This window comes from Micromonospora citrea, assembly GCF_049629545.1.
In the GTDB taxonomy this organism is placed as follows: domain Bacteria; phylum Actinomycetota; class Actinomycetes; order Mycobacteriales; family Micromonosporaceae; genus Micromonospora; species Micromonospora citrea_A.
The window spans coordinates 172,205-184,003 of the sequence record NZ_JBNADX010000011.1 but is presented as its reverse complement, the minus strand read 5'-3'; the positions used below and the strand labels follow the sequence as shown (position 1 = coordinate 184,003).

Annotated in this window: 14 protein-coding genes; 7 read left to right on the top strand and 7 right to left on the bottom strand. The window is 71.3% G+C overall.

The annotated features are described in order from the left end of the window. Positions 1-26: 26 nt before the first annotated feature. Positions 27-254, bottom strand: a complete 228-nt coding sequence (locus ACPFP2_RS14900) for a sulfurtransferase TusA family protein (RefSeq protein ID WP_424089752.1) — start codon at positions 252-254, stop codon at positions 27-29. Further along, positions 251-1,402, bottom strand: coding sequence for a cysteine desulfurase family protein (locus ACPFP2_RS14895; protein ID WP_424089751.1), 1,152 nt, complete (start codon positions 1,400-1,402; stop codon positions 251-253). The genes ACPFP2_RS14900 and ACPFP2_RS14895 overlap by 4 nt, the downstream gene beginning before the upstream one ends. A 170-nt stretch (positions 1,403-1,572) precedes the next feature. On the opposite strand from ACPFP2_RS14895, the gene coxB reads away from it, so the two are divergent. Further along, complete coding sequence (gene coxB / locus ACPFP2_RS14890) at positions 1,573-2,547, top strand: cytochrome c oxidase subunit II (RefSeq protein WP_424089750.1); 975 nt, start codon at positions 1,573-1,575, stop codon at positions 2,545-2,547. Positions 2,548-2,557: 10 nt separating this feature from the next. Next, entirely contained in the window at positions 2,558-2,986 is a 429-nt protein-coding gene (locus ACPFP2_RS14885; RefSeq protein WP_424089749.1) for a cytochrome c oxidase subunit 4, read from the top strand. Positions 2,987-3,083: 97 nt separating this feature from the next. Here ACPFP2_RS14885 and ACPFP2_RS14880 read toward each other — a convergent pair whose 3' ends face one another. The 4 genes from ACPFP2_RS14880 to ACPFP2_RS14865 form a co-directional block, all read right to left on the bottom strand. Then, positions 3,084-3,290 carry a hypothetical protein gene (locus ACPFP2_RS14880; protein ID WP_424089748.1) on the bottom strand — a complete coding sequence of 69 codons (207 nt, stop codon included), beginning with the start codon at positions 3,288-3,290 and terminating at the stop codon, positions 3,084-3,086. 138 nt (positions 3,291-3,428) lie between these two features. Then, positions 3,429-4,475 (bottom strand): anthranilate phosphoribosyltransferase, encoded by a 1,047-nt coding sequence (gene trpD, locus ACPFP2_RS14875; RefSeq protein ID WP_424089747.1) that lies wholly within the window; start codon positions 4,473-4,475, stop codon positions 3,429-3,431. A gap of 91 nt (positions 4,476-4,566) precedes the next feature. Continuing rightward, complete coding sequence (locus ACPFP2_RS14870; protein ID WP_424089746.1) at positions 4,567-4,962, bottom strand: hypothetical protein; 396 nt, start codon at positions 4,960-4,962, stop codon at positions 4,567-4,569. Between the two features lie 186 nt (positions 4,963-5,148). Beyond that, positions 5,149-6,135, bottom strand: a complete 987-nt coding sequence (locus ACPFP2_RS14865; RefSeq protein ID WP_424089745.1) for a cytochrome c oxidase assembly protein — start codon at positions 6,133-6,135, stop codon at positions 5,149-5,151. Positions 6,136-6,243: 108 nt separating this feature from the next. Here ACPFP2_RS14865 and ACPFP2_RS14860 point away from each other — a divergent pair, with 108 nt between their 5' ends. From ACPFP2_RS14860 to ACPFP2_RS14840, 5 genes are all read left to right on the top strand, one after another. After that, complete coding sequence (locus ACPFP2_RS14860; protein ID WP_424089744.1) at positions 6,244-6,843, top strand: cytochrome c oxidase subunit 3; 600 nt, start codon at positions 6,244-6,246, stop codon at positions 6,841-6,843. Between the two features lie 72 nt (positions 6,844-6,915). After that, positions 6,916-7,749 (top strand): cytochrome c, encoded by an 834-nt coding sequence (locus tag ACPFP2_RS14855; protein WP_424089743.1) that lies wholly within the window; start codon positions 6,916-6,918, stop codon positions 7,747-7,749. Positions 7,750-7,816: 67 nt separating this feature from the next. Then, positions 7,817-8,902 carry a ubiquinol-cytochrome c reductase iron-sulfur subunit gene (locus tag ACPFP2_RS14850; RefSeq protein ID WP_424089742.1) on the top strand — a complete coding sequence of 362 codons (1,086 nt, stop codon included), beginning with the start codon at positions 7,817-7,819 and terminating at the stop codon, positions 8,900-8,902. Further along, on the top strand, positions 8,899-10,527 hold the full coding sequence (locus tag ACPFP2_RS14845) for a cytochrome b N-terminal domain-containing protein (protein WP_424089741.1): 1,629 nt from the start codon (positions 8,899-8,901) through the stop codon (positions 10,525-10,527). Before ACPFP2_RS14850 ends, ACPFP2_RS14845 begins: the two co-directional genes overlap by 4 nt. Before the next feature lie 180 nt (positions 10,528-10,707). Further along, positions 10,708-11,385, top strand: a complete 678-nt coding sequence (locus ACPFP2_RS14840; RefSeq protein WP_424089740.1) for a DUF4142 domain-containing protein — start codon at positions 10,708-10,710, stop codon at positions 11,383-11,385. A 63-nt stretch (positions 11,386-11,448) separates the two neighbouring features. On the opposite strand, the gene ACPFP2_RS14835 is transcribed toward ACPFP2_RS14840, so the two are convergent. Next, on the bottom strand, positions 11,449-11,736 hold the full coding sequence (locus ACPFP2_RS14835) for an Lrp/AsnC family transcriptional regulator (protein WP_424089739.1): 288 nt from the start codon (positions 11,734-11,736) through the stop codon (positions 11,449-11,451). Positions 11,737-11,799: the final 63 nt, after the last annotated feature.

Sequence of the window (11,799 nt, the reverse complement as noted above, 5' to 3'; positions counted from 1 at the left end):
GGTGGGGGTGGGGTGGGGGGAGGGGGTTAGTGGCGGCGGCGGATGTCGTAGGTGGAGGGGGCGGGGTGGGGGGTGAGGAAGTCCTGGTCGCGCATGCGGCACCAGGCGGGGATGTCGACCGCGGCGGCCGGGTCGTCGGCGAGGACCCGCAGAACCGCGCCGACCGGTAGCTCGGGCAGGCGGCGGGCCAGCGCGATGACCGGCAGCGGGCAGCGCTGACCCCGGCAGTCGAGCACCTCGATGGGCTCGGTCACAGCCCCACCACCCCGGCCTCGGCGCGCAGGTCGGCCACGATGCCGGGCAGTTCGGCCAGGAACCGCTCCACGTCCGCCTCGGTCGTCTCCCGGTGCAGCGACACCCGGACGTTGCCGTGCGAGAGCACCCCCATCGCCTCCAGCACGTGCGACGGGCGCAGCGTCGAGGAGGTGCAGGAGGAGCCGGAGGAGACCGCGAAACCGCGCCGGTCCAGCGCGTGCAGCAGCACCTCGCCGTCGACGTACAGGCAGGAGAAGGTGACCAGGTGGGGTAGGCGATCCACCGGGTCGCCGACCACCTCCACGTCCGGCACCTCGGCCGCCACCCGGGCGCGGATCCGGTCCACCAGCGGCGCCAACCGGGTCGCCTCGGCCGCCGCGTCGGCCGCCGCCGCGCGCAGGCTCGCCGCCGCCGCCACGACCGCCGGCAGGTTCAACACCCCGGGGGTACGCCCCGACTCCCGCTCGTCGGCCGGCCACGGCGACTCCCAGCGGGCGCCCTTGCGCACCACCAGCAGCCCGACGCCGGGCGGGCCGCCCCACTTGTGCGCGCTGGCGCTCAGCACCGACCAGCCCTGCGGCACCGCCGTCCGCCCGACGACCTGGGCCGCGTCCACGTACAGCGGGACGCCCGCCTCGGCGCAGAGGTCCGCCGCCGCCGCGACCGGCTGGACGGTGCCCACCTCGTGGCTGGCCGCGATCAGCGCGGCGAGCGCGACCCCGGGGGCGCGGACCGCGTCGGCCCAGGCGGTGAGGTCGAGCCGGCCGAGCCGGTCCACCGGCACCGGGGTCGCCGCCCCGCCGCCGGCCACGTGCCGCTCGGCGGCGTGCAGCACCGCCGAGTGCTCGATCGCGGAGTGCGCCAGGACCGCCCCGACCCGCCGCCGCCCGGCCAGGCCGCCGAGCACCGCGGCGTGCGCGGCGGTCGTACCGCTGGGGGTGAAGGAGAGTTCGTCGGCGCGGACGCCGAGCGTGGCCGCGGTGGCCTCGCGGGCGGCGTCGAGGAGTTGGCGCGCCCGCCGGGCCTGCGAGTACAACTTGCCGGGGTCGGCCCAACCGTCGTCGAGGGCGGCCAGCAGCGCCTGCCGGGCGACCGGGTGCAGTGGCGCGGCGGTGGCCGCGTCCAGGTAGACCGGGGAGGGACTCACGGCTGTCCACGCTATCGCGTCGGTATGCCCAAGATCCCCCCGATGGGGGCGGACAGTGACCCCAAGACGGTCGAGCCCGTCATGGTCGAGTAATCTGCGACCGTCGGTGACGCCTTTGCCGTCGGTGCTGATGACAAAAGCCCCGCGGCGCGCTAGGGAGGCAGGACCAGGTGGTCGCAAGGAGTTCGGAGGTACGGCCGTCGGCCGTACGGCACAGCGCTTCCCCGGGAGCCGGTGGACGCCGGCGGCGTGGTGCTGGTCGGCTCGCCGGGCTCGGCCTCGGCGGAGCTGCGCTGCTGGTTCTGCTCACCGGCTGTGACGTCGGCTCGGCGGTGGACGGCTTCGGCTGGCCCCAGGGCGGCATCACGCCGGAGTCGAACCGGATGTACGACCTGTGGATCGCCTCCTGCATCGCCGCCCTCGCGGTCGGCGTCTTCGTGTGGGGCCTGATCTTCTGGTGCGTCGTGCGCTACCGCAAGCGCGGCAACGAGCTGCCGGTGCAGACCCGGTACAACCTGCCGATGGAGTTCCTCTACACCATCGCGCCGATCCTGATCGTCTCCGTGCTCTTCTACTACACGGCGGTCGTCCAGACCGACGTGGTGCGGACGACGAAGAACCCCGACGTCACCGTCGAGGTCGTCGCCTTCAAGTGGAACTGGCAGTTCAACTACCGCGACGGGCAGGGCGAGGACGCCAACACCGTGGCGTCGGTCCTCGGCACCAGCGAGGTCATCCCGGTGCTGGTCCTGCCGACCGACCGGTCGATCCGCTTCGAGGAGACCAGCCGCGACGTCATCCACTCCTTCTGGGTGCCGGAGCTGCTGTTCAAGCGCGACGTCATGCCGGGCAACGTGCGCAACGTCTTCGAGGTCTCGAAGCTGGAGACCGAGGGCGCGTACGTCGGCCGCTGCGCCGAGCTCTGCGGCAGCTACCACGCCTTCATGAACTTCGAGCTGCGCGTCGTCTCCCCCGAGGAGTACGACCGGTTCCTGGCCGCCAAGCGTGACGGCAAGTCGACGCAGGAGGCGCTGACCGCCATCGGCGAGGAGCCGTACGCGCAGACCACCGAACCGTTCAAGACCCGCCGCGACACGGCCAACTTCAACCCGGACGAGGTCGTCTCGTCCGGCGCGGGAAACTGAGGGATCCGGCATGAAGACCGAGTGGCGCATCTTCCTGATCATCGCCGCGTTCCTGCTCGGCGCGACGATCCTCTACGGCGTCTGGACGTGGGGCGACTCCGGCGGCCAGGTGGAGTGGGTCGGCACGGTGGCTCTGCTGCTGTCGTTCCTGCTCTGCACGATGTGCGGTGGCTTCTTCTGGTTCGTCTCCCGCCGGATCGACCTGCGCCCGGAGGATCGGCCGGACGGCGAGATCGCCGACGGCGCGGGCGAGGTGGGCTTCTTCAGCCCGGGCAGCTACTGGCCGTTCGGGCTGGCGCTGGCCGCCGCGCTGGCCGGCCTGGGCCTGGTGTACTGGCAGTTCTGGCTGCTGGGCGTCGGCCTGGTCGCGGTGATCTTCGCGGCGTGCGGCCTGCTCTTCGAGTACTACACCGGCACCCGGCGCACCGCCGAGCACTGATCCACCGGTTCACACGAAGGCCCGCCTCCCCGAGGGAGGCGGGCCTTCGTCGTGTTGCGGCGCGACGTGGCGTCGCGGTGCCCTCCGGGGACGCCGGTCAGGCGGCGCGGCGGTGGGGGACCGGGCGGCGACCCCGGCGGTCGAGGCGTGGGGCCTGGAAGGCGAAGGTGGCGATCAGCACCGCCGCCCCGCAGCCGGTGCAGACCAGTTCGGGGCAGTCGACGTCGTGGCCGTCGACGCAGGGCGGGGCCTCGAACGGCTGAACGCCCTCGCAGGCGTCGCAGTGGAGTTCGCGGTCCGACACGGGCGTCTCCTCTCGCTCCGGTGTCCGCCGACGGGCATCGCCGCCATCGGTGGAAAACGGAAAATTACTCCCGTGTAGTTTCGCACGCCACTGCGACAGTTCCGGCCGCGCCCACCCGCCCTCGACGGGCCGTCGGGATCAGAGGGAGCGGGCGAGGTCGATCCAGCGCTCCAGGACGCCGGCCGCCGCACCCGAGTCGATCGACTCGGCGGCCCGGTCCATCCCGGCCCGCAGCGCCTCGGTCAGGTCGCCGTCCAGCCGACCCTGGGTGGCCAGCGCGGCGGCGGAGTTCACCAGCACCGCGTCGCGCACCGGCCCGGTCTCCCCGGCCAGCAGCCGACGGGCCACGCCGGCGTTGTACGCCGCGTCGCCGCCCCGCAGGTCGGCGAGGGTGGCCCGGGGCACCCCGAGGTCGGTGGCGTCCAGCAACGCCTCTCTGACGGCGCCCTGCTGAGCCACCCAGACCCGGGTCGGAGCGGCGGTGGTGAACTCGTCGAGCCCGTCCTCGCCGCGCATCACGATCGCCGAGTCGCCCCGGGCGGCGAAGACGCTCGCCATCACCGGGGCCATCCGCGCGTCGAAGCAGCCGACCGCGCCCGACCGGGGCCGGCCGGGGTTGGTCAGCGGACCGAGGAAGTTGAAGAAGGTGGGCACGCCGACCTCACGGCGTACCGGGCCGGCGTGCCGCATACCCGGGTGGAAGCGGGGGGCGAAGCAGAACCCGATGCCCACCTCCGCCACGCACCGGGCGACCTGCTCGGGCGCCAGGTCCAGCGGGACGCCGAGGAACTCCAGCAGGTCCGCGGTGCCGCAGGACGAGGAGGCGGCGCGGTTGCCGTGTTTGACCACGCGTACGCCGGCGCCCGCCACCACCAGGGCGGTCATCGTGGAGATGTTCACGGTGTGGGCGAGGTCACCACCGGTACCCACCACGTCCAGCGCGCTGCGGCGCAGCTCCTCGGGGAGCACCACCTCCACCGAGCGGCCCAGCATCGCCTCCACCAGCCCGGCCAGCTCGGCCGGGGTCTCGCCCTTGGCGCGCAGCGCCACCGCGAAGGCGGCGATCTGGGCCGGACCGGCCGCGCCGGTCATGATCTCGTCCATCGCCCACGCGGTGTCGGCGGTGGAGAGCTCCTCGCCGCGCAGCAGCGCGTTGAGCAGAAGCGGCCAGGTCCGTTCGCCCATGGTGGGCCTCCCGAGCAGGCGTGGGGTGCGGGTGGGACGGGATCGGGCGCCCGTCGACCCGGGCGCCTGCGGAGCCGCCGGGCGCGGTGACTCAGGCGGCGGCGCGCGTACCCAGCAGTTCGGCGACCGTGGTGCCGGTGGTCACCGGGTCGAGCGGGTGCATCAGCGTGGCGTCGACCTGCGCGTACGCGGCGAGCCACCGGTCGGCGGCGCGGGCGATCACCACGCAGGTCGGCGGGGCGTCGTCCAGGTCGTCCTTGATCTGGCGGGCGATGCCGAGGCCACCGCCCGGGGCGGCCTCGCCGTCGAGCAGCATGAGGTCGATCTCGTAGTCGTCGACCAGCCGGATGCACTCCGCGTAGTCGGAGGCCTCGACGAACTCGAGCAGCAGGCCGGGGGCGGGGCGGGTGCCGACGGCCAGCCGCATCCGGTCGCGGACCTTCGGGTCGTCGCTGTAGAGCAGGACGGTGCACTGACGATCGCTCATGCCGGCTCTCCGCTTCGTTCCGTGCCGTCCTGAGGCGCCCCGGCACCGAGCCGGATGATCCGCTCGCTGCGCTCACTCATCGCTGGACTGGCTCCCACCTCGTAGCTGCCGGGTGATCGTACCGCTCGGTGTGGCGTACCCGACATCCCGCCCGCCGGGTGCGGCCGGGCGGGACGTCGGCGCAGGTCAGGCTGGTGCGCCGGGGGTCGGGGCGGCGGCCGTCGCGGGGTCGGCGGCCCGCTCGCGGGCCTCCTGGCGGTCCAGCTCACGGTCGAGCCGGCGGGCCTCACGCTCGGACTGCTTGATCCACTGCACGACCAGCACCGCGAGCATGGTCACACTGACGAACTCGCCGCCGGCCCAGAGCACGCCGCCGGCCACCACCTGGTCGTTCCAGGGGTCGGACCAGGCGAGGTCGAGCGAGGGGTACCAGTCACCGCCGAACAGCGTGCTGCTCTGCATGATGGTGAGCCCGAGCACCGTGTGGAACGGCACCGACAGCAGCATCAGCAGCGCCCGGGCCGGGTACGGCCAGCGACCGGGCAGCGGGTCGAGGCCGAGCAGCGGCCAGAAGAACACGCAGCCGGTGGCGATGAAGTGGGCGTGCACCAGCTCGTGCGCCCAGGCGTGCTCCAGGGTGTAGCGGTACAGGTCGGTGAAGTAGAGCGCGAACGGGTTCACCACGAAGATGGCGAACGCCACCAGCGGGAAGCTGTAGATCTTCGCGATCCGGCTGTGCACGACCGCCAGCAGCCGCTTGCGCGGTCGGACGGGCAGGGTGCGCAGGGCCAGGGTGACCGGGGCGCCCAGGGCCAGGAAGATCGGGGCGACCATGGACAGCGCCATGTGCTGGATCATGTGCACCGACAGCAGCGTGGTGTCGTACGCGCCCAGCCCGCTGAGCGTGACCGCGGCGATGCCGCCGAGGCCCGGGCCGAGGAAGCAGACCGTACGCACCAGCGGCCAGCGGTCGCCGCGCAGCCGCAGCCGGTACACGCCGTAGAGGTAGAGGCCGGCGGCGAGCACCAGGCCCAGGGTCAGCCAGCTGTCGAGCTGGACCTCGGTGAAGATCCGGGCGACGGTGAACGGCGGCGGGACGGCGTCGCCCCCGGCCGCGAGGACGGCCGCCGAGCCTGCCGAGGTGGCGGCGAAGATCGAATCGACGTGCAGCACGCTTTTCAGGCTAGGCCAGGCGAACCGGACCGCCACGATCGGGCCATCCCCGACCCCGGTTTGGCCCCCCGCTGATCGCCCGCCCCGGTCAAGGGCAATAATGACCGCGTGACTGCGGCCCCAGCCATTGACAAGAGCCGGATCCACTCCCTGACCCGACCCAACATGGTCAGCGTCGGGACGATCGTGTGGCTCTCCAGCGAACTCATGTTCTTCGCGGCGCTGTTCGCGATGTACTTCTCCATCCGCGCTGCGGCGCCGGAGCAGTGGGAGAAGCACACCGAGGCACTGAACATCCCCTACGCGACCACCTTCACGGTGATCCTGGTGCTCTCCTCGGTGACCTGCCAGCTCGGTGTCTTCGCGGCCGAGAAGGGTGACGTCCACGCCCTGCGGCGCTGGTTCACGATCACCTTCGTGATGGGCCTGATCTTCGTGCTCGGCCAGGTCAACGAGTACCGCGAGCTGGTGCACGAGGGCGTCAAGATCAACGAAGACGGTTACGGGTCGATGTTCTACCTCACCACCGGCTTCCACGGTCTGCACGTGACCGGCGGTCTGATCGCCTTCATCATCTTCATGATCCGCACCACCATGGGCCGGTTCACCCCGGCGCAGGCGACGTCGGCGATCGTCGTGTCGTACTACTGGCACTTCGTCGACGTCGTGTGGATCGGGCTCTACGCCATGATCTACTGGCTTCAGTGATCTTGGCGCGTCACGTACCGCGCCGCTGCTCCGTCCCCTGAGACAAGGTCCAACCGGTTAAGGACACAGGTCATGACTTCTGACAACGACCGCCGACGCGGTCTGCTCGCGCGGCTGCGCGGGCGGCCCGCGGCGCGCAGCAGGGGCCGCCGCCGGCTGGGCGCCGCGGTCCGGCTGATCGCCGCGCTGACGCTGGCCGGCGGCGCCTACACCGTCTTCGCCCCCGGCGTGCAGGCGCAGGAAAACCCGCCGCTGACCGGCGCCGCGGCCGAGGGCAAGGCGCTGTTCGACGTGAGCTGCGTGACCTGCCACGGTCGCAACGCGCAGGGCGTCGAGGGTCGTGGCCCGAGCCTGGTCGGTGTCGGCGCCGCCTCGGTGGAGTTCCAGGTCGGCACCGGCCGCATGCCGATGGCCCGCCAGGAGGCGCAGGCCATGCGCAAGCCCCCGGTCTTCACCGACGAGCAGGTGCGCCAGCTCGGCCAGTACGTCCAGGAGCTCGGCGGCGGCCCGGAGGTCCCCCAGGGCGACCTTCGCGAGGGCGCCGACCTGGCGACCGGCGGCGAGCTGTTCCGGATCAACTGCTCGCAGTGCCACGCCTTCGGCGGTGGCGGCGGCGCACTCTCCTCCGGCAAGTACGCCCCGAGCCTGAAGCCCGCCAGCGACCGGCAGATCTACGCCGCCATGCTGAGCGGCCCGCAGAACATGCCGGTCTTCGGTGACAACCAGATCACTCCGGAGCAGAAGGCGGACATCATCGCCTACATCCAGGAGACCCTGAAGCACGACCAGGACCAGGGCGGTTTCAACCTGGGCCGGTACGGCCCGTCGACCGAGGGTCTCGCGATCTTCCTGGTCGGCATCGTCGCGCTGGTCTTCGCGAGCCTGTGGATTGCGGGCAAGTCGTGACCGAGCGGAACGTCATTACCAGTGCCGTGGTGCCGTGCTCCGGCACCACCCGTAGCGAGGTGACGGCATGAGCACCCACACCGAGCACCAGGCCCCGCAGGGCCGGGAACCGCTCGACGTGCTGGACCCCCGGGTGTCCCGCTTCGACATCGTCCAGGAGGGCGCCCGCCGGGACGACATCGAGATCGTCCACTACGAGCCGCAGGTCGTCCCGGGCAGCAAGGCCGAGCGCCGGCTGACCCGTACGGTCGCCTCGATGTTCCTGCTCACCGGCCTCGCCGCGACCGCCTTCCTGATCGTCTACATCTGGTGGCCGTGGCAGTGGGAGCCGGGTCGCGGCGGCGACAAGCTCTACACCCCGCTGCTCGGCCTCACCCTGGGCCTCGCTCTGCTCGGCATCGGCTTCGGCATCCTCACCTGGGGCAAGAAGCTGCTGCCCAAGGAGGTCTCGATCCAGGACCGGCACGACGGGCCCGGTTCGCCCGAGGACCGCAAGATCACCGGTGAGACCATGCTCTACCTGGCCGACGAGATGGGCGTGCGGCGCCGGCCGCTGCTCGGCGTCTCGCTGGTCGCCGGTCTGCTCCCGGTGGGCGCGGTCGCCGCAGCCCCGCTGGTCGGTGGCCTGATCTCGCAGCCGCACAAGAACAACCAGATGTTCACCACCGGCTTCGCGCCGGTCGACGGCCGCAAGGTCCGGCTGGTCCGTGAGGACGGCCGCCCGATCCGCCCGGCGGACATCAGCGCCGGCGGTCAGCTCACCGTCTTCCCCGGCATCGACCACGGCGTGAGCAACAAGTACGCCGACTCGCCGACCCTGCTGATCCACCTGCGCGAGTCGGACGCGGTGGAGTCCCGCGAGGCCAACGCCCGGGTGGGCCACGGCGACTACATGTGGGGCAACTACGCGGCGTACTCGAAGATCTGCACGCACGCCGGGTGCCCGGCGAGCCTGTACGAGCAGCAGACCAACCGGCTGCTCTGCCCGTGCCACCAGTCGCAGTTCCTGATCACCGACAACGCCCGCCCCATCTTCGGCCCGGCCAGCCGTCGGCTGCCGCAACTGCCGATCGAGGTGGACGAAGAAGGCTTCTTCGTGGCGAAGTCCGACTACACCGAAACCATCGGTCCCGACTTCTGGGAGCGGCCGTGAAGCGCCGAAAGTTCGATGCAGCAGCGGTGCCGGCCAAGACGGCCGGTGCGGTGGACGACCGCTTCCAGGTCGCCACCCCGCTGCGCAAACTCCTCAACAAGGTCTTCCCGGACCACTGGTCCTTCCTGCTCGGCGAGATCGCGCTCTTCTCGTTCGTCGTGCTGCTGATGACCGGTGTCTTCCTGACCTTCTTCTACGAGCCGGCGATGACCGAGGTGGTCTACAACGGCAGCTACGCCCCGCTGCGGGGCACGCCGATGTCGGCCGCGTACGCCTCCAGCCTGGACATCTCGTTCGACGTCCGCGGTGGCCTGATCATGCGGCAGATGCACCACTGGTCGGCGCTGCTGTTCATGGCCGCGATCGTGGTGCACATGATGCGGGTCTTCTTCACCGGCGCGTTCCGCAAGCCGCGTGAGACGAACTGGATCATCGGTTCGCTGCTGTTCTGGGTCGGCTTCCTGGCCGGCTTCACCGGCTACTCGCTGCCGGACGACGGCCTCTCCGGCACCGGTCTGCGGATCGCCTCCGGCATCATGCTCTCGATCCCGGTGATCGGCTCCTGGCTGACCTCGTCGATCTTCGGCGGCGAGTTCCCCGGCACGATCATCATCAGCCGGTTCTACATCGCCCACGTGCTGCTGATCCCGGGTCTGCTGCTCGCGCTGATCGGCGCCCACCTGGGCCTGGTCTTCAAGCAGAAGCACACCCAGTGGCCCGGCCCCGGCCGGACCAACGAGAACGTGGTCGGCGAGCGGATGTTCCCGCGCTACGCGCTCAAGCAGGGCGGCTTCTTCATGGTCGTCTTCGGCGTCATCGCGCTGATGGGCGGTCTGTTCCAGATCAACCCGATCTGGTACTTCGGCCCGTACGAGGCGTGGGTGGTCTCGGCCGCCAGCCAGCCCGACTGGTACGTCATGTTCCTCGACGGCTCGACCCGCCTCATGCCGGCCTGGGAGATCAACATCCCGATCGGCGACGGGTACGTCATCCCGCCGCTGTTCTGGCCGACGGTCGTGTTGCCGGGCATCCTGGTCGGGTTGTCGACGATGTACCCGTTCCTGGAGGCCCGCCGCCTCAAGGACCACAAGCACCACAACCTGCTCCAGCGGCCCCGGGACGTTCCGGCCCGTACCGCGGTGGGCGCCATGGCGGTCTCCTTCTACATCGTGCTGACCCTCTCCGGCGGCAACGACGTGATCGCCGACAAGTTCCAGATCAGCCTCAACGCGATGACCTGGGCCGGCCGCGTCGGCCTGCTGGTGATCCCGCCGCTGGCGTACTACGTCACGTACCGGATCTGCCTCGGCCTGCAGCAGCACGACCGGGAGGTGCTGGCCCACGGCGTGGAGACCGGCATCATCAAGCGCCTGCCGGACGGCCGGTTCGTCGAGGTGCACCAGCCGCTGACCTCGGCCGACGGTCACGACGGGCACGCCGAGCTGGACTACGTCGGCTGGGTGGTGCCGAAGAAGATGAACCGGCTCGGGGCTCTCGGCCCGGCGATCCGGGGCTTCTTCTACCCGATCGAGAAGCCGGCCGAGGCGCCGGTCTCGCCGGGGCATCCGCCGGTCGAGCCGCGTGCCGAGCGCGAGGAGATCGGCAGCGGCGAGAGCCGTCGCTGACGACCCGCTTCACCGTGGCGTCCGCCGGAGTTCTCCGGCGGGCGCCACGTCCGTTTCCGGGCCGGTCGTCCGGGCCGTCCCGACGCGCCGGACGCGACCCTCCCACCGATGGGTGGAAGAGCAGGAATAACCCCCGTCAGCCGGGTATCCGTGCGGTCCAACGGAAACGGGGAGGGAAACATGTTGGGTATCAAACGCCTGGGACTGCTGGCCGCGCTGGTGCTGGTCGGCATCGCGCCGGCCGCGGCCGCGCAGGCCGCCGTACAGCCCTCGCAGCAGGACACGCAGTATCTGCAGGCGGTTCACCAGGTGAACCTGTTCGAGATCGCGGCGGGCGACCTGGCGCAGCAGAAGGCGCAGAACGCGGACGTCAAGCGGCTCGGCGAGATGTTCAAGACGGACCACACCCAGCTCGACCAGACGGTGCAGAGCACCGCGCAGCAGCTGGGCGTGACCCTGCCGAGTGAGCCCACCGCCGACCAGCAGCGGGTCGCCGACGAGCTGAACAACCTCAGCGGCGCCGAGTTCGACCGGGCGTGGGTGACGGCCCAGCTGGCCGGTCACGTGCAGGCCATCCAGGCCACCCAGACCGAGATCTCGCAGGGCTCCGAGCAGTCGGTGATCCAGCTGGCCCAGGACGCGCTGCCGGTCCTGCAGGCCCACTACGACGAACTGGTCGCCCTGGCCCAGCAGCTGGGCATCCCGGTCCCGCAGGCCAGCGCCAGCGGCACCCCGAGTCCGGGTGGCACCACCACGCCGGCTCCGGGCGGCACCACCGAGTCCCCGGCTCCGGGCGGCACGACCGAGCAGCCCGCCCCGGGTGGCACCACCGAGACGCCGGCTCCGGGTAACAGCTGACGTCACGGCACGACACCGGCCGGCCCGCCCTCCGGGGCGGGCCGGCCGCCGTCCGTACGCCGGTCAGTCCGCGTTGGCGAGGCCGATCGCGAACGCCTCCTCCAGGTCGTGCTGGGAGTACGCGCGGAACGCGATGTGCGACTCGGTGTTGATCACGCCGGGCACCTTGGAGATGCGGCCGGCGATGACCTCGGCGATCTGCTCGAACTCGCGGACCCGGACCACGGCGATCAGGTCCACGTGCCCGGCCACCGAGTAGACCTCGCTGACGCCGGGCAGGTTGGCCAGGGTCTCGGCCACCTCGGGGATCGAGTCGGTGGCGCAGTCGATCAGGACGATCGCGGTGATCACTGGACGATTCTCCGTTCGTCGACGTCGTGGCTCATGCTAGATGTTCGCCCGTCGGCGTGGACC